The following is a 17,268-nucleotide window of genomic DNA, read 5'->3' on the forward strand; positions in this document are numbered from 1 at the left end:
GGCTTGCGTTCTGATCTCTACTCCTCCTCAATAAGAGCCTCGACCCGTCCTGTGCGTACCGCCCTCACCAAGGCCGCGTGGTCATGCTCCGTCTGATCCGCGTAGGCAAGAGCGAACGCGCCCATTGCCTGGTCAAACGTGTCGCCCTTGCCCAGATAGCCACTAATGGTCGTGGCATCCCCGGACTTGGCGTGGGCACGAGCAAGCGTCCAGCCGCAGACCTCGGCATAGCGGTTGAACTGCACGGGGGCCATGCCTTCGACGGGAAAAGACATCTTCATGTCGCGCAACTGGCGCAAAAAATAGTCATTGCCTTGTCGCCCCCGCGCCCATCCCAGAAAGATGTCGCTGGAGGACTGCATCAGCCGTTGCCCCATGACGACGCGCTGCCCCTGTAGGTCATAGCGGCTCTTGCCCGCGTAGGGCTCAAGAACAGACCGGCAGGCTTCCTTGATCTGGAGGAGCAGGGGATGCCCTTCTTCGTCGGAAAACAGTCCCATGAAGCAGCGCGTTCCCACACTGCCAATACCCACCACTTTCAGGGCGAAGTCTTCCAGGCGGTAGCGATCCAGCAGGACGCGCCGCTCGTCGGAAAGCGTCTGCCGGTAGTCGATCAGCCCCTCACGAAACCCTTCCTCGATGTCAGCGTCAGTGACGTGATAGACAAGGGGTGGTTGGTCGACAAGGCGGAGTCGCCCACCCGCTTCCTCGGCAATCTTTGGAAAGAGGTGTTCGACGACACGCTGGCGGGCTTTCGCAGCCATTTGCTCCCGGAACTTCTTCGCCTTTTCATCGGGCGCCATCGCAATGATGGTTTCCGCGTCCAGGCGCGCGTACCAGACCTCCAGAGGGTCCATCCGGGAATACTCCCGCAGACGCTCCCGATACGCACGCACGCACTCCAGGGCGGCTTTCCGGGCATCCGCATCTGACAACTTGTTGTCGCGTGCTGCGACCGCAAAACTGGCTGCCAGCCGTTTGAGATCCCATTCCCAGGGGGCGGGCAGGGTTTCGTCAAAGTCGTTCAGATCGAAGACCAGATTGCGCTCCGGCGTCGCAAACAAACCAAAATTCAGCAGGTGGCAGTCCCCGCAGGCTTGCACCCGAATTCCAGTGCTTGGGGTCGTGGCGAGATCGTGCGCCATGAGTGCGGCGGAGCCGCGCAGGAACGTGAAAGGGCTACGGAGCATGCGGCCGTAGCGGATTGGTACCAGTTCCGGCAGTCGGTCCTGACTCGATGCTTCGAGAATCTCTATGGGGTCCCGGCCATGGGCTGGCGGTGTCCAGTCCGCGTGACTGACGCGCGAAACACTATCGCGCAAAGCCTTACCGGCGGCGAGACGCTCTGCGCGTGCGCGAAATACCGGGGCGTTCTCCTCCACCTCGGCGATTGCCGTCTTGGCTTTTCCCCGCGACTTCTTTGCGTTCACCTTGACTCCCCCTTCTCTTCAAGAGCCTACGTTACTGGCGCACCTTCTCGATGGCTTTGTCCCGCTCTGCCTTGCCGTCCACGATGAGCCGGTAGGCAGCGTAGTATTTGTAGATGTTCCGCACGTACGTGGTCGTCCCGATGCCGATCTTCTCGGCGACCACGATCTCCACATTGTTGAGCCACTGGTCAGGGTCCAGCCCGCGCTGCACGGCCTCCTTGCGCATCTTGGCGATATCAGCGGGGCCGGCGTTGTAGCTGGCGAAGGCAAACCGCGCGCGGTTGTGTAAAGCGTGCGGCTGTAGGGTACGAGCACACGGATTGAGCGCCGCTCAAGCATGCCGTCGAAGTCGCCGCGCCAGGGCGCGTGATTCAGGCTGAACTGGCGTGCGGGTGGGGGAGCGGCCGGAGCGGAGGCGCCTGTCGGCGATTGCGGTTCAGCGCCCTGGACACCCTGTAAGGCAAAGGCCAGCATGAACAGGAGTCCAGCAAGGATATGGACCAGCCGGGACGCGTTCATGACGAAGAACTCCGTGCGCATGGTGGCAACGCCCAGCCACACGGTGAGCGCCGCCAGCCTTCCGTGAAGGCCGTTGCGCGCCCGTCAGCCCTTCCGCGCCTGACCATCGATACCTTGAGTCTAGAACATGACAACCACCGGTCTTGCGCCAGTTGTTGGATCACGGGGGATTAGCCGCTAACAGCCGTCAAGGCGTCCGGTCCTTTGCATGGCGCGATCTGAAAGTTGATGCACAGAAGCGCCTTGGATTCAGAGGTTCGCGACGCCGTGGGGGCGCTATCATAGCGCCCGCCGCGCATCCACCGCGCCGGGCTCCCACACTGCGCGCTGCCGAACCAAGGCTCAATCGGTCTCGGCAGGCGAGCGAAAAGCATTACGTACGGCGCTTATCCGGCATCGGGAAGCCGCGTACCGTCGCCGTCATATCAATGGTTTGGGGCCGCGTGCTTATAACCTTGCGATTTATTAACTCCACGCCTGACTGGCTCCTATAGTTAAACGTCGAGGCAAATCAATCCCATGGCCTAGAATTCGGTGCGACCTCAATGAGATTGCTTCTCGTCTCGGTGTGCCAGGGCCATCGTACGGACATGACGCGCTCGCCGCCCTTAAACGCATTGCCACAAGCGAAGGCCGGTGGAGCTTGAGCTCGGTCATTCAAGGGAGAACAAAATGAGGATGACGATACTTCCCACCCTGGCCACGCTTGCCTTGCTCACGCAGCCGGTAATCGCACCGGCGCAGGAAACCACGGGCCAGTCGATGACTGCGCCCGGTAAGGCCGCTTTTTCCCAGACCGTGAAAGAGACGACAACCGTAGTGGGCATCGACCCGGCAACGAGGACCATTACATTGAAGGGACCGAAAGGGGTATCCAATCTCGTGGCGGGCGAAGAAGTACGAAACTTCGACCAGCTCAAGGTAGGCGACAAGGTCGTCGCCGAATACAAGCAGGCGCTGTCGCTGGATCTCAAGAAAGGTGGTGGTGGCATTGCCGGACAAACCGAGCGCGAGTCGGGGGAGCGGGCTCCGCTTGGCGCGAAGCCGGGCGGGAGCGCGGCCCGCGAGGTGACAATCGTTGCGAACGTCGTCGCAGTGGACACGAAAAAGCAACTCGTTACGCTGCGCGGACCAAAAGGTAATACGGTCGACCTGAACGTTCGGGATCCAGACCAGTTGAAAAACATCAAGAAGGGGGACCAAGTTCAGGCGATCTATACCGAAGCGGTGGCCGTCTCGGTCGAGCCCGCGTCGAAGAAATGAGCCTGCGGAACGAAAGGTCGACGGGGCTGGCGGTTGGACGCGATTTCTTGCCACCGCGGCCAGGAACCTGCGCAACCGGGCTTTGCGGTATCGCAGGGTCCAGCCCGCTTACGGGACCATTGCAGCGCAGAGTCCCGAGGAGAACGCGATGTTGATGAAACTGAAACTGCGCGCGGCGATGGCCGTGGGATGCGTGACGCTGGCGATGGTATCGGGCACTCTCCGCGCGGAAGAAATCCCCCTGATCACCGGGAAGCAGTGGACCGAGTCATCGGAACAGACGAAAAAGGCCTACCTCATCGGCATCGCCAATCTCGCCCAGGTTGATATCGCCTTTCATGCAGGCAAACCGCCAACCGATTCGCAAAGCGTCATTCCGCGTCTTGCGAGGGGGCTGAAGGGCCAGACGCTCGACACGGTGCGCGAAGGACTCGACCGCTGGTACGCCGCGCATTCGGATCGGCTGCAGCGGCCGGTCATCGAAACGATATGGTTCGAAATGGTCGTGCCCGGACTGCAGAGCAACAAGTAGGGGACACACATGAAAGGACTCGAAGGGATTGGCATGGCGCTCGTCCTCGCCGGCGTTGTCGGCTGCACGAACATGACGCCGCAACAACAAGGGACGGTGACCGGCGCGGGCGTGGGTGCACTAGCCGGTGCAGGCATTGCCGCCATCGCGGGAGGAAGCGGGTGGACTGGCGCCGCAGTAGGTGCCGTCGCGGGAGGCGTGGCCGGCAACATCAAGGGAGGAAAGCAGCAGTGAGTCGTGTCCGGCCCCTCGCAGCCTGGCGGGGGCGACCGCGCCGGAGCGCGCCCTCGGAGACTAGTTGATGCAGTCCCCGCGGCCAAACTCCCCCCGTCAGTCAATCCATTGCACATCAAAGGCATGGTAGCCCCAGGGCGGCATGTCCAGGGAAAGACCACGGGCGCGCAGGTCATCGCCCGGCCGATCATAGGCAGCCGGGCTAAGCCAGTCCTGGAGTCGTACGGTCCCCTCCCCCAGTTCCCTGAAGGGAGTTCGCATGAAGCATTGGCTTTGCTGCGGCGAGTAGTTCACGGCCACGAACATGCACTCGTGCGAAGCCCATACGAAATCGAGCATCAGGCGCGGCCCGCGCTGTCGCGCGCGAGTGTGCAGGCGCGCCAGCGCTTCGTCGCCTCCGAGGTCGCGGCGCACGGTGTAACGCGTGATCGCAAAGCCGGAGCCAGCGATATCCTCCTCCCGCAGGTCAGGCAGCGTTTGCACGAACTCGCGCCGCCACGCCGCGTTGCTGCGCGAGATGCGCTGCGCGGCTGGCCCCGTCTGCCAAACGCTCAGCAACCAGAGCCAGTCGAAACCCATCTCCACCAGACGGTCCAGTTCGGTGTCGGCGATATCATCCAGCGTGGCCGCATGGCCGAGCGATAGCGACACTCGCTCAACCAGACCCGGGTGTTGAGCTGGTAAAGCGCTGGATAGCGAGGTGTCAGCACAGCCGTCAACCCCCTGTTTCGAACCCAGGATATAGCGTCATCCCGCCATCGATGAAAAGCGTCGTGCCGACAATGTAGTCGGTGAAGTCCGAAGCTAACCAGACTGCGGCATGGCCAATCTCCTCGATCTCGCCGATACGCTTGTAGGGCACGAGCTTCATCAGTTCGGCATAGGCCTCGGGCGTAGACCATGCCGCCGTGTTGATCGGCGTCCGAATTGCGCCCGGCGCTATGGAATTGACGCGGATGCGCTTCTCGGCGACCTCTTGTGCCAGGCTCTTCATCAGCAGCATCAACCCACCCTTGGAGGCTGCGTAATTGACGTGGCCAGCCCACGGAATCACCTCGTGTACTGAACTCGTGAAGATGATCTTGCCGGCCGCCACTGAAATGCCCGGGCGCACGCCGCGCCGGAGGAACTCGCGCACGGCCTCACGCGCACACAGGAACGCGCCGCGCAGGTTGACACTGATCACCGCGTCCCATTGCGCCACGCTCATCTCGTGGAACGGCGCGTTGCGCTCCATGCCGGCATTGCTGACGAGGATGTCGACGGTACCGAACTCCTGCACCGCCGCGGCGAACATGGCTTGCACTTGCGCCTCATCCGCTACGTCGGCCAGTGCGATGATCGCGTGCTGCCCGCCGCCGCGAATCTCTTCGGCAACCGCCTCGGCATCTGCGGGGTTAGCCACGTAGTTGACTACCACGTTGGCGCCAGCTCTGCCGAGCGCGACCGCGATGGCGCGACCGATGCCGGAATTGGCGCCGGTCACCAGCGCGGTCTGGCCTTTTAGCAAGTCGAGGGGCTTCAGCGCCGGGATCGTCGGATGGGGCAGGTTTCTGCTGGCGTAGTAACTTTCCATGGTGTACTCCTTCGTTCCGTTGCCCGGCAGGCGCGGCATCGCGCGGGCTCTGCAGGTTTCGTCGCTCGCGGCCGGGATGGCCTCGGTCGCCTCGGTCGCCTCGATGGCCTGGGCGGCCTAGGTGGCCTAGATAGCTTCCTCGGGATTGACAGGATTGCCGGAGATGGCAGACTCCGGGGGCGTGTGCGGGGCGCGTAAGGCCGCCACCTCCGCGCCCGGCATGAGCAGCATGTCCTTCGACAGCACGGAATTCGCCTGGATAATACGCGCGACGCAGCCTGTCCAGCCGGTCTGGTGGCTCGCGCCGATCCCGGCACCGGTGTCGCCGTGGAAATATTCATAAAACAGCACCAGGTCGCGCCAGTGCGGGTCGTCGCGGAACTTGCTCGCCGCGCCATACACCGGTCGGCGGCCGTCGCGATCGCGCAGGAAGATCCGGCTCAGGCGTTCGCCCAATTCCTTGGCCACGTCGAGCAACGTCATCATCTGCCCCGAGCCGGTTGGGCACTCAACCTTGAAGTCCTCGCCGAAATAGGCGTACAGGCGTATCAGCGCGGTGTAAAGCAGGAAGTTGATCGGCATCCACACCGGCCCGCGCCAGTTGGAATTGCCGCCGAACATGCCGGTGTCGGAATCGCCCGGCACATAGGCCACCCGATGCTCCTGACCCGCGTGGTGAAAGACATAGGGGTGTTCGAGGTGGAAGCGCGACAGCGCGCGAATGCCATGCGGGCCGAAGAACTCGTCCTCGTCCAGCATGCGCGCCAGGATGCGGCGCAGCTTCTGCTCGCCAACGATCGCCAGCATGCGGCGATTGGCTACGCCGGGCTTTGGAGGCAAATGCATGTTGGCGGCAAGCTCGGGGTGGCGACTCAGAAACAGTCCCGCACGCTCACGGAACTTCGGCAGCTTTACGAGGATGTCTTCTTCGAACACGGCCACTGCGGCCAGTGGCAGCAGCCCGACGATGGAGCGCACCTTGAGTCGCGTGGCGCTGCCGTCCGGGAAACGCAATACATCGTAGAAGAAGCCATCCTCCTCATCCCACATTTCGTCGTTCCGCTCACCGACGCGGTCCAGCGCGCCGGCAATGAACACCGTGTGCTGGAAGAATTTCTCGACGAACTCCTCGTAGAGCGGCTTCTGCAACGCGAGCTCGACCGCGATGCGCAGCATTTGCTCGCTGAAGAACACCATCCACGCCGTCCCGTCGGCCTGATCCAGGTACCCGCCAGTGGGCAGTGGCGATGAGCGGTCGAACACGCCGATATTGTCGAGCCCGAGAAAGCCGCCCTCGAAGACATTGGCACCGGCGCGGTCCTTGCGATTGACCCACCAGGTGAAATTGACCAGCAGTTTGGCGAAGGCGTACTTGAGGAACTCGACATCGCCGCTGCCACCGCTGCGCTCCTTGTCGAATAAGTAGAGCTGCATCGTCGCCCAGGCATGCACGGGCGGGTTGACATCGCCGAAGTTCCACTCGTAAGCAGGGAGCTGGCCGTTCGGGTGCAGGTAGTCGTTGCGCAGCATCAGGTCGAGCTGTTGCTTGGCGAAGTCGGGATCGACCATGCCCAGCGGAATCATGTGGAACGCCAGGTCCCACGCGGCGTACCAGGGATACTCCCATTTGTCCGGCATCGAGATGATGTCGTCGTTGAACATATGCGCCCATTCGCTGTTGCGCACTCGCTTGCGTTCCAGTTGCGGCAAGCGGGCACCCGCGCCGTGCTCGTCGAGCCAGAGGCCAAGGTCATAGTAAAAGTATTGCTTCGTCCACAGCATGCCGGCCAGCGCCTGGCGCATGACGCTCACACGGTCCGCGTCATCGCGAATCGCGAGCGGTGTGATCGACGCGTAGAAGGCATCGGCCTCCTCCAGCCTGGCGGCGAACACCGCGTCGAAGCCATGGAAGGGCGCGGACGCCGCCCCCGGCGCCTGGGTCGTCAACCGCAACCGCAAGACTTGTGACTCACCACCGCCGATGTTGAGCTGATAGTGGGGCGCCGCCTTGGTTCCCTGCTGCGCGGGATTCACCGCCGCGGCATCGCCGTGCACGATGAAGTTGTGGATGCCGTCCTTCACGTGGGCGACGCATTGCCCGTGCCGAACAGCCGGGTGTTGTTGGTCTCATTCTCGGTGAAGAGCAGCGGCACGTCGGCGTCGCAGTAGAGGTAATACTCGCCCAGCGATTCCTGAAACAACGGGTCGCTGTGACGCGCGCGGACCGCCGCCTGCCCGGAGGCAGCGACGCGCTCGAGGATCGGCTTCGAACCGCCCCACGGCTGCGACCACGTGTTGCGGAACCACAGGGTCGGCAACAGGTGCAGTGGTGCCGCGTCCGGGCCGCGGTTGAAGACGCTGATTCGCACCAGCACGTCTTCAGGCGCCGCCTTAGCGTATTCGACAAAGACGTCAAAATACCGGTTGTCGTCAAACACGCCGGTGAAACTCAAGGGAACCACAAAGACTCTCTGGCCCCGGCTTCTGCCTTTCTGACCTACGGCCGTTCGCCCTGCGGCAGCCTGGCCATGTTGTGCTTGATCATATCCATCACCGCTGCGGTCATCACCGAGGTCGAGACGCCGAACATCAGGATCCCATTGACCGCTTCGCTGGTGGGCCGCCCCCCGGGCCCGATGCGCGAACTGCCGGAACTGGCGGAAAAGGAAGGTGCGATTCCGCTGATCGAGACCGGGGGAAAGCCGGGGGCAGCCCTATAGAGTGCGGATAAAAACTTACTGATCCGATATCCGAGGGACGCCAACGAGGTTTGGCTTCCTCCAATTCCGAATCGCATCGAATTCTCCTTGCGGTAGCGCCAACCATTTGGTGTATGCATTAGCAGACACACCGGATTTCCGACTATTCTAATTCGCGGTCGCAACCGATTTCCAGGTTCGCACGCTCGCTCGTGACAACGAGGCATGCATGGGCCGATCCGGAGGATCCACGACACGAATGCAGATGCCTGCATTGCTGATACTTGCGTTGTTGCTCCTGCTGGGCGGCTGCGCCAGCCGGCCTGTCAATCCTCCGATCACCCACGCTGACCCCAATGCCGGCTATCGGCTTTTTACGCGCCCACAGTACGCGGCGGACAACGAGAACCTGATAATTCTGGCCTTCTCGGGCGGCGGAACACGCGCTGCCGCATTCTCGTACGGCGTCCTTGAATTCCTGCGCAACACCGAAGTCGTCGGACCGACAGGCAAGAGGTCTCGCCTGCTCGACCATGTCGGCGTCATCACCGGCGTGTCGGGCTGTCTGGGAGGCGTCGTTTTCCCGACTCTTCCGTGAGCGCATCGGTTCTTCTCCCGGGCAATATCGAAGCCGCTTTCAGTTCGGCAAGTCGGGGACTGATGTTGACGAGCAATGAAACCTCCCGGTGCTTTCCCCAGCGGAAGGGCCAGTAAGTTTGCGAGTGCGACTTCGACGTAGTTGGTGAGGCTGGCGCTGCGTAATAGACAGGACATCACGTTTTCCCTGACCCTCCCAAGATGTAAATTCAATCTCCCGGATCGTCAAAAGCAAATTCACGTATGGACCATACTTCGAGTGGGCCGAGAAATTCGTGGTGATGGGCGTGCCTCCCGCTGTGCCCGGCGTGCTCGAGCCGAAAGGTGCTTGAATTTCTCGGTATCGCAGTGAACGCATCTGTACGCACCGGGCACGCGCCGTCATATCCGGAAGGCGCTGTAAATTGGCGCCACGAAGGAAGAAATCGCGGCCGCAAGCGGCGGCCTGAACGCATTCGGGACCACTTCGACGCAACTCCCTACCGCGAGTCCTCCTCCATGAATCTCTCACTGACGCTGTCCGGCTGGCGCGAGCCCGCCCGCACGAACTTCCACGGCATCCTGGTGTCGGTGGTGGTGGCGGTGGCCGCCATCTCCCTGGCCGGGCACTACCACGTGTCGCCGATGCTCTTTGCCTTGCTGCTCGGCATGGCCCTGAACTTCCTGTCGACCGAGGGCCGGTGCGTTCCGGGCATCCAGTTCTCCGCAACCACGCTGCTGCGCATCGGCGTGGCGCTTCTCGGCGTGCGCATCACGGTGTCGCAGATCACGGCCTTGGGTGCGATGCCGATCGCGATGGTCGTGCTGTCGGTGGCGCTGACCATCGGATTCGGCATCGTGCTGGCCAGGATGCTCGGCTATCGAAACCGGTTCGGCGTCCTGACGGGCGGCGCCGTGGGGATCTGCGGTGCCTCGGCGGCGATGGCGATCGCCGCGGTGATGCCCGCCCATCCAGAAGACAACGTGAAGGAGCGCGCCACCATCTTCACCGTCATTGGCGTCAGCACGCTCTCCACGGCCGCGATGGTGCTCTACCCAATGATCGTCTCGGCGCTTGGCTTTGGCAGCGAGCATGCCGGCGTCTTTCTGGGTGGCACGATCCACGACGTGGCGCAGGTGGTCGGCGCGGGCTACGGAATGTCCAAGGAGACCGGCGACATCGCGACGATCGTGAAGCTGCTGCGCGTCGCGATGCTGCTGCCGGTGATCCTGGTCATCACGCTGTCGTACCGCAAGCACCATGTTGCCGGGCCGGCCGGCACGAAGAAGCCGCCGATGCTGCCCTGGTTCGTGGTGGCCTTCGCGCTGATGGTCGCCATCAACAGCGCCGGCCTGATTCCAGCCGCACTGCAGCACGCGCTGCAGACGCTGTCGACCTGGCTGCTGGTGGTCTCGATGGCCGCGATCGGCATGAAGTCGCACCTGAAGGATATCGCGACCGTGGGATTCAAGCCGGTCGTACTGATGGTCAGCGAGACCGCGTTCCTCGCGATCCTGGTTGCCGCGGTCCTCTTAGTGGCTCGCTGAGCTGACCGTCACAGGGAAACTGACGGTGTACGCCAACCTTAACCGAACGACGCCATGACCACCGCCACCACGACGATCGACGAAGCTCCCACGCCGGCTACGCCCATCAAGGCGCCCATATGCTGCTGTTGCTGGGGATCATGGCTGTGCTCATGCCCTTGTGGAGCGACATGCTGATTCCCCTGCTACCAGCCCTGCAGCGGGATCTGCGTGCGTCCGCATCGGAAGCGCAGCAGGTGGTGTCCCTGTTCTTATTGGCCAGCGCCTTCATGGCCCTTTGGCACGGCGTGCTGGCCGATGCGTTGGGTCGCCGGGTGGTGCTGCTCGGCTCGCTTGGCGTGCTCACTCTGACTTCCCTCGCGTGCTTGCTGGTTACCCGCATGGAACATTTGTGGGTGCTGCGCATGGTGCAAGGATTGGCGGCGGGCTCGGGGATGATCCTGGGGCGCGCCATCATCCGCGACCTGTACAGCGGCGAAGTCGCACAAAAAATGATCGCCCGCACCAGCTTGATCCAGGCCGCAGGCCCTATCGTCCTGCCGGTATTGGCGGGCTGGCTCACCGTACTCTGGGGCTGGCGCGCGGTGTTCGGTTTTCTCGGTGTAGTCGGCGGGCTGATGCTGATCGTGTATGCGCGCTTGCCAGAGTCGCTGCCGCCAGAGCGCCGTCAGCCCTTGAATGCCCGCAACATCCTGCACGGCTACCGCTCCGTGATCGGCTCGGCGCAGTTTGTGCGCATGTCGCTTGTCCATGGGCTGAACTGGGTTGCCCTGTTCATCTATGTGGCAGGGGCTGCCCGCGGACTGGCGTCGTTGGCATGGTAGGCGGACGGCGATTTCCCTAAGAAAAGCCCTTGCTCCGGCCCAGGCTGCTCATGCTACTCGCTCATAGTTGACGGACAAAGCGGAACGGGCCTGCATGAACAAACTGCTCACGTCGTTCTCCCTTCCTGCCGAGGTCATCGATCGGCTGCGCGCCGTCTCCCGCGCGGGCGTTCACGCGCTATATTTCAAAGCATTTTCGAGGGCCCGGTTCGGCCCAGGTGAAAAGACGACCAACGCACCGCCTTGAATGACCGCTGACGGACGCTCACCGGACCTTCCGTAGGCAAAGCCAGGATCCCCGCTCGTCGGCCATAGCGGCCGTTCACCTCGCCAAACCGAACGTCGGAGAAGGGCCGGTAGCCGCCCCTGAACAGCCGCCGGCAACTCCCAAGCGCGCGGACTCGCGAAAATGCGGTCGTATTGGCGTTGAAGGATATGTCACCAAAGTCATTCATTGATGCAGGGCCACCGATACGGCAATGGCTGTATCAACTTTTAAACGGGGTGCCATTGATCAGGTCGCAGACGTCCGGAATGCAGAATCCGTGTACGTGGCGGTGCCCGATGTCGGCCAGTCCAGTGCCGATCGCGGTATGTGGCTTCTTCCTGGCGACTTCGGCCAGGGCTTCCTGGAATGCCGCTTTGAATCCGAGTCTCGGATACGCTTGAACAACGTCATCGACGAAGGAAGGCGTCACCTCGTCATAACTCAATCCGAGCACATCAACATGGGCGCCCATGAAGACCAGGGCAATCTCTGGCGCCATAAGCTCGGCGATGCCACTGCTGGAATGCAGCGCGATCGCTTCCCAGACCAGATCGGTTTTGGATGCCGGGTAGCCATGTCCTCGCAAGAATTTGCTGGCAGCATTGGCGCCATCGACTTCGAAACGCTGATCGGCAACGAACTCATGGGTCAAGCCAAGATCGTGAAGGACGGATGCAAGGTAAACGACCTCCCGGTCGTACTTCAATTGCCGCCTTTGCCCAAGGAACTCGGCGAACCACCAGGTCCGGTGGACGTGGTTCAGCATCGCTTTCGAGTGCACGCTCTCGACAAGTGATGCGGCCTTTCGAGACAGTTCCGAATCGGGCGCGATGAAGCCACCGATAGTGACAGGGATGCTCACTTCGTTCTCCTGAACGGCGGTTCGAAGCCAATGCCAGACGTACCGCTCGTATTAAATGTAGAGTTGCCACTGCGTTTCATGGACCTACGTCCCCCGCCCGCCCATACGATCATCCGACTGTGTGGGCAGCGGGTTCCTGCCGAAACTACGCCTGGAACACTTGACGATTGTCCTGTACAAACGCAGCCACAGTCTGCGGCGCCTGGCCCGTGATTTCTTCGATAACGCCATCCGTACCGGAGAAGATTCCGTTCTGATAGTCGATGGCGGTTTCAAGGAAATGCTGGATCACGAACTCAGGCAGGTTGTACTTCTGCAGATGTTCGCGATATTGCTCAAGGGTCGAGGGCACATAGGTGATCTCGCGTCCCAGCACCTTGCTGATCTCGCTCGCGACCTCCTGCTGATTCAGCTCGACGGGGCCGAAGAGGGAGTAAGTCTTGCCAATATGGCCTGCGGGTTCCGCGAGAATACTGGCGATCAGGCGCGCCTGGTCCTCGGCCGCAATCGGCGCATGACGCCCTTCCCCGTAGGGCAACGTGATCTTGCCTTCCTGCACCAGGGGATCGAGCACCCACGGAAATGTCAGCCACTCGGAGAAGTAGGTCGGGCGAATATGGACGGTCGGAACATCGGACCAGTCGAGAACGCGCTCGGCAATCCAGTGGTCGCGCGCGGCATGGCTCTTGGAATCTTCTCGTGCCGAGATTTGCGACATCTCGACCACGACCTCAACGCCGGCACGCCGTGCGGCATCAGCGAAGTATGAGGTGGCCTGGATGTAGCCGGGACGCACCGGATAGCACAGGTACGCACCGTCCACGCCGTCCATGGCGCGAATCACGTCGTCGTGCTCAAGGAGATCACCGACGAAAATCTCTGCCCCCTCTTCGCGCAGGGCTGCGCTGCGCTCATCCTCCTGGTGTACGAAGGCGCGAACCGCGTGCCCTGCCTTCAGCAGGAATCGGATGGTGTGGACGCCGGTCTTACCCGTGGCGCCAGTGATGAGGTATTTACGCTGTTCCATGAATTGCTCCAATCTGTGAATGTGTCCGACAGGTTTACATCGCCCCGAGGTGCTGCTTCACATCCTCCAGAATCGCCGTTGAAGCGTCGGAATCTTCAACGACTCTTGACATCGTGACGGCCCCAATCATGGCCGCCAAAGCGAACACGGCAGACGACCTGGCTTCCTGCGACGGCTTGTCCGCCATATGTTTCGCCAGTACGTCAACCAGATCGTCAAAACCTTGCGCGGCTGCCGCGCGCGTTTGTTTATCGGCCCTGGCGAGTTCGCTTCCCATTGCCGCCAGAGGGCATCCGCCTGTCCGTGTGTCGCGGTGGGCCTGAGACACGTAGGCTTCGACCATGGCGGCAAAACCGCTGGCAGCCCGACTGTCGCGAGCGACCGTTGTCAGCCCCTCGATCACTTCCGTCATCGCCTGAGAACACGCTTCTGCAATCAACTGGTCCTTCGAGGCGAAATGCCGATAGAAGCCGCCCTGCGTAAGGTTCAACGGAGACATCACATCGTTCAGCCCCGTCGCCTGGATGCCGTTCAGCCGGAATTCCCGCGCGGCGACCTCGACAATGCGTCGATGGGTTTCCGCCGTCTCGACCTTCGTCTTTCTCATCTCGCCGCTCCTGTTGTGTGTGGTCGCTAACCATCTTAAATAGATGGTGGTCACCATCCAAATGGAAGTCAAGAAGAGAAGATCCTGCGAAGCAAAGTGCGGATTACCTGACCTGAAATCGAGGGCCGTGGCTCCTAGGCAAAGGCCTTGAGACCGTTGATCACGGCAGGTCGCATCGAGACGGCCTCAAACCAACGCGTAAGGGCAGGATGACTTGCCCACTGAAGATCCTCGCGAAAAGCACTGGCGATAGTGAATGCCGAAATGTCAGCAAGAGTAAATTCGTCGCCGGCCATGAATGGTGTCGACTCCAAAAATCGTTCCGACTCGGCAAGCGCCGCCATTGCCATGCCATTGAGGTGCGTGGATTGGGCCCTCGCGCCCATTTGCTCGAGCCGGAATGCACCATGGCTTACCGCGATGACGTCGGTCAGGAAATAGAAGAACCGCTCGTAGACCCTGGCTCGCGCGACTGGATCCGCGGGCAGAAGTCCGTTTCCGGAACGCTCCGCCGCAAAAAACATGATCGCGTTGGATTGCGTTAGGACGAAGGTGCCTTCGCGCCGATGCTCAACGAGCACCGGAACCTTGCCGAACGCATTCAGAGCCCGATGTTGGGAGCCCAGTTGCTCGCCCGCTGCCAAGTCGATACGTTTGACCGTATACGGGACGCCCGCCTCCTCAAGCGCAATCGCGGCCCGGATGCAGTTGCCAGTCAAGGCGCCATACAGCTCGATCGGATTTTGCATGCGCCCTCTCCAACCAGGTGTCTCGCACTTGGTTAGTGTAGCGCTTCGCTTGAAAAAGACTGCAAGTGAGGCTGGCTGTATGAATCGCTCGCAAAAGTCTGACTACCGCAAGAGCATTCGAACGCCGGGGGCCGGTCGTAGACCGTGTCTAGAGCGACTGCTTCCGGAAAACGAAGAGACGCCTACGAAGAGACAGCGTGCTCCTATGCGGATCATCTGCCAGCCGACATTCCGCCGCCCTGTTTCGGCAGTTCTCACACGCGCTTGCGTGCGGATGAAGGCACTGGCTGGCGCAATTGCGCAAATCCCGCCGGCTCCCACTCCCGGGCGGCCAGGAGCATGGCGATGCCACGCCGCTGTGCCAGAGGGGCCGACGCGGACTCGTCATGCAATTGCGCAAGACGCGCCCGAACCCTCTGCAACTCCAGCCGGAGTTGTTCCAGCGCCGGGCCGGTCAGCATGGCATGCGCGAATTCCATGGTCTCGCCCGCCCCGTCAAAACGACTGTCGAGGAAATCCTCCAGCCCATCCTGCCGGAGAAAGGCGCGAATAGGGCCATCGGGCAGCCAGTCGAAATCGCGCATGACGCGCGGCCGAATACGGTCGTTTGGCAGGAGGGCAATCAGGCCCATGCGATCAAGCATTAGCAACCGCTTCACGCATTCAGCGCGGGTGATCCTGTAAGTGGCGATGATTTCTTCCACGAACCAGTGATTTAAAGCACAGACGGCGACCAACAGCAATTTTCGGTCTGACACCAGTTGCGCTTCCTGTTCCCGGGTAAGCACCCGCAACGCCGGCGGTACCACAGCCGCCTCCTGAGTGAGCTCGGCCAGCGTAAAACCGAGCATTGCACTGATCTGCACCAATCGGTCCACGTTCAGCCGCTCGCTGGCGAACATCCGCTTGACGCTTGCCTCGGAAAGCGCCAGTGCTTCAGCGACGTCGCGATACGTCAGCCCCTGTGCCCTGAGCTGATGCTTGATCGTGGCAATGAGGTGTTTGACCTCGTTCATAGGTCCCCAAACGAAAGAATGAGCTCCACACCATATGGTATCGATTTTCGATACTAAATAGCCATGAAAGTGCTACGTTGACAACAGATGCTCTCGTTTTGTGATACCGCGTGGCATGCTGACGCGCATCAGCAGTGCGTCGCCAGGAAGCCAGTCATGAAAACCGACACCAACGCACGAGAATTTGCCGCGAGATTGCAAGTTGGAGATGTTGTATTCATCCGCGTTCATGCCCGCCCCTTTCGGGAAGTTGCCGCCGCTACCGCCTCATGGACGAACCACGTCGGCATCGTGGTCGGGAACTCGCGAACTGAGACCTTGATAGCGGAGAGCACGTTCCCGTTCAGCCGCACCACCACTTTCAATCGGTTTGCAGGCCGTTCCGAGCATGGGCGCATTGCCTTCGGCCGGCCCCGGGCACCGCTGACACCGTCACGGCAGATCCGACTGTCGGAAGCCGCCCGCCGACGGACAGGCATCTGGTATGACTCGGGCTTCAATCTTCAGTCCGGCCGCCAGTTCTGTTCTCGCTTTGTACGAGAAGTCCTGTCGGAAGCAGCCAACGTCAGCGTCGGTGAGGTGGAAAGTTTCAAGGCGCTGCTGGCTCAGGCGACGCCCTCGCCCACCCCCGGCCGTTGAGCGAGCCGCACGACGCGCGGTGGAGCCACTGCTTTGCCCCCAAAACGGTCGAAATGCCAGTAAATGCTAGGCAAGCAACAGCAAGGCATCAGCGAGCGAGAGCACCGTTGTGCGCGAATCGAACGCCGTTGAAAAAAGATGATCGTGCACGACCTGATCTGGGTCGTAGCAGCAATCCTTGACCGTGAATAAACGGAAGTCCGCATCGCTCGCGTACGCGACCGAGGACAGCACCACACCGGTCGACGCAATGCCCACCATGAGCAGGGTATCGATACCCTGCGCGGAAAGCCGCACCTGCAGGTCGGTACCAAAGAATACGCTAGCACGATGCGCGATAATGAGCGGTTCAGTGGCCTGCTGGCCGAGTTCCGGCGAGATCTGGTCGTCGACGAAAAGACCAAGTTGCTTGATACCCTGCCCGTTCCTGTTCAACGGACTGACTTCCGGATAGCCTGGACGGAAGTGGATCTTGGCGAAATAGACGCTGACGCCCCTGGCCCGCGCAGCGTCACACAGCTTGCGCGTATTGGAGAGCAAAGTGGGCGCCACCGATGGAAATAACGCCAGGATGTCGGTCTGATAGTGCATGACCACCAGAGCAGTTTGCGCAGGAACAATTGCCGGAATCTGCATGGTCACACTGCGCGCATCAGCGGCGCTTTCCGTGCCCTTTCGATGGCCTGCTGAATCGACGGGTCCACGTTCAACGGGTGGCGACATAAGGCTACGCGATAAAGAATGATGATTGACTCTACCACGACCAATCGGTTGACCGTTCTGGGTCGGAATAGGACGACCGATGCTCGGGCTGCGCGAGGCCATCACCATCGCAGTTGCCCGAGCGATTGCCAGGCAACTGCGGGACTCCAGCACGTCAGGATTGTGCTGCCCGAAAG

At 61.4% G+C, this 17,268-nt stretch carries 17 protein-coding genes and 3 pseudogenes; 8 read left to right on the forward strand and 12 right to left on the reverse strand.

The genetic code is table 11. The features are described from left to right. Positions 1-17 precede the first annotated feature (17 nt). A complete protein-coding gene (locus tag AC10V3_RS40370; RefSeq protein WP_041682346.1) occupies positions 18-1,391 on the reverse strand; it encodes a DUF2252 domain-containing protein in 1,374 nt (457 codons plus the stop codon). Positions 1,392-1,461: 70 nt separating this feature from the next. Next, positions 1,462-1,713, reverse strand: a pseudogene (locus AC10V3_RS40375) (lysozyme family protein); the annotation flags it as partial. A gap of 908 nt (positions 1,714-2,621) precedes the next feature. Here AC10V3_RS40375 and AC10V3_RS40380 point away from each other — a divergent pair. From AC10V3_RS40380 to AC10V3_RS40390, 3 genes are all read left to right on the forward strand, one after another. Further along, on the forward strand, positions 2,622-3,212 hold the full coding sequence (locus tag AC10V3_RS40380; protein WP_022539974.1) for a hypothetical protein: 591 nt from the start codon (positions 2,622-2,624) through the stop codon (positions 3,210-3,212). Between the two features lie 148 nt (positions 3,213-3,360). Continuing rightward, a complete protein-coding gene (locus AC10V3_RS40385; RefSeq protein ID WP_022539973.1) occupies positions 3,361-3,744 on the forward strand; it encodes a hypothetical protein in 384 nt (127 codons plus the stop codon). 9 nt (positions 3,745-3,753) lie between these two features. Continuing rightward, positions 3,754-3,978 carry a YMGG-like glycine zipper-containing protein gene (locus AC10V3_RS40390; RefSeq protein WP_022539972.1) on the forward strand — a complete coding sequence of 75 codons (225 nt, stop codon included), beginning with the start codon at positions 3,754-3,756 and terminating at the stop codon, positions 3,976-3,978. A 96-nt stretch (positions 3,979-4,074) separates the two neighbouring features. Here AC10V3_RS40390 and AC10V3_RS40395 read toward each other — a convergent pair whose 3' ends face one another. The 4 genes and pseudogenes from AC10V3_RS40395 to AC10V3_RS40410 all read right to left on the reverse strand — a co-directional run. Continuing rightward, positions 4,075-4,629, reverse strand: a complete 555-nt coding sequence (locus tag AC10V3_RS40395) for an alpha-amylase family protein (protein ID WP_022539971.1) — start codon at positions 4,627-4,629, stop codon at positions 4,075-4,077. 64 nt (positions 4,630-4,693) lie between these two features. After that, entirely contained in the window at positions 4,694-5,554 is an 861-nt protein-coding gene (locus tag AC10V3_RS40400; RefSeq protein WP_022539970.1) for an SDR family oxidoreductase, read from the reverse strand. Positions 5,555-5,680: 126 nt separating this feature from the next. Continuing rightward, positions 5,681-8,040 (reverse strand): annotated as a pseudogene (locus AC10V3_RS40405) (MGH1-like glycoside hydrolase domain-containing protein); the annotation flags it as partial. 11 nt (positions 8,041-8,051) lie between these two features. Beyond that, positions 8,052-8,165, reverse strand: a pseudogene (locus AC10V3_RS40410) (two pore domain potassium channel family protein); the annotation flags it as partial. A 353-nt stretch (positions 8,166-8,518) separates the two neighbouring features. Here AC10V3_RS40410 and AC10V3_RS40415 point away from each other — a divergent pair. The 4 genes from AC10V3_RS40415 to AC10V3_RS40430 all read left to right on the forward strand — a co-directional run bounded on the left by AC10V3_RS40415 (position 8,519) and on the right by AC10V3_RS40430 (position 11,448). Further along, a complete protein-coding gene (locus tag AC10V3_RS40415) occupies positions 8,519-8,851 on the forward strand; it encodes a hypothetical protein (RefSeq protein WP_349607067.1) in 333 nt (110 codons plus the stop codon). Positions 8,852-9,348: 497 nt separating this feature from the next. Beyond that, complete coding sequence (locus AC10V3_RS40420) at positions 9,349-10,377, forward strand: YeiH family protein (RefSeq protein ID WP_041682272.1); 1,029 nt, start codon at positions 9,349-9,351, stop codon at positions 10,375-10,377. 119 nt (positions 10,378-10,496) lie between these two features. After that, positions 10,497-11,201 (forward strand): MFS transporter, encoded by a 705-nt coding sequence (locus AC10V3_RS40425; RefSeq protein WP_022539963.1) that lies wholly within the window; start codon positions 10,497-10,499, stop codon positions 11,199-11,201. A gap of 94 nt (positions 11,202-11,295) precedes the next feature. Then, positions 11,296-11,448: a hypothetical protein gene (locus AC10V3_RS40430; RefSeq protein ID WP_349607065.1), complete on the forward strand. Its 153-nt coding sequence runs from the start codon at positions 11,296-11,298 to the stop codon at positions 11,446-11,448. 241 nt (positions 11,449-11,689) lie between these two features. On the opposite strand, the gene AC10V3_RS40435 is transcribed toward AC10V3_RS40430, so the two are convergent. From AC10V3_RS40435 to AC10V3_RS40455, 5 genes are all read right to left on the reverse strand, one after another. After that, positions 11,690-12,331 (reverse strand): HD domain-containing protein, encoded by a 642-nt coding sequence (locus tag AC10V3_RS40435; protein WP_022539962.1) that lies wholly within the window; start codon positions 12,329-12,331, stop codon positions 11,690-11,692. Positions 12,332-12,476: 145 nt separating this feature from the next. Next, on the reverse strand, positions 12,477-13,358 hold the full coding sequence (locus AC10V3_RS40440; RefSeq protein ID WP_022539960.1) for an NmrA family NAD(P)-binding protein: 882 nt from the start codon (positions 13,356-13,358) through the stop codon (positions 12,477-12,479). Positions 13,359-13,392: 34 nt separating this feature from the next. Beyond that, positions 13,393-13,965 carry a TetR/AcrR family transcriptional regulator gene (locus AC10V3_RS40445; protein ID WP_022539959.1) on the reverse strand — a complete coding sequence of 191 codons (573 nt, stop codon included), beginning with the start codon at positions 13,963-13,965 and terminating at the stop codon, positions 13,393-13,395. Between the two features lie 134 nt (positions 13,966-14,099). Then, the gene (locus tag AC10V3_RS40450; RefSeq protein WP_022539958.1) at positions 14,100-14,714 is read right to left on the reverse strand and encodes a glutathione S-transferase family protein; all 615 of its coding nucleotides are present in this window, start codon (positions 14,712-14,714) and stop codon (positions 14,100-14,102) included. Positions 14,715-14,968: 254 nt separating this feature from the next. Next, positions 14,969-15,730: a helix-turn-helix domain-containing protein gene (locus AC10V3_RS40455; protein ID WP_022539957.1), complete on the reverse strand. Its 762-nt coding sequence runs from the start codon at positions 15,728-15,730 to the stop codon at positions 14,969-14,971. 156 nt (positions 15,731-15,886) lie between these two features. Here AC10V3_RS40455 and AC10V3_RS40460 point away from each other — a divergent pair, with 156 nt between their 5' ends. Further along, positions 15,887-16,369, forward strand: a complete 483-nt coding sequence (locus AC10V3_RS40460) for a YiiX/YebB-like N1pC/P60 family cysteine hydrolase (RefSeq protein ID WP_490924397.1) — start codon at positions 15,887-15,889, stop codon at positions 16,367-16,369. A 66-nt stretch (positions 16,370-16,435) separates the two neighbouring features. Here the strand turns inward: AC10V3_RS40460 and AC10V3_RS40465 are convergent, their stop codons facing one another. Next, entirely contained in the window at positions 16,436-17,005 is a 570-nt protein-coding gene (locus AC10V3_RS40465) for a cysteine hydrolase family protein (protein WP_349608539.1), read from the reverse strand. Between the last annotated feature and the right edge of the window lie 263 nt (positions 17,006-17,268).

Source organism: Cupriavidus sp. PB-02 (assembly GCF_058252315.1).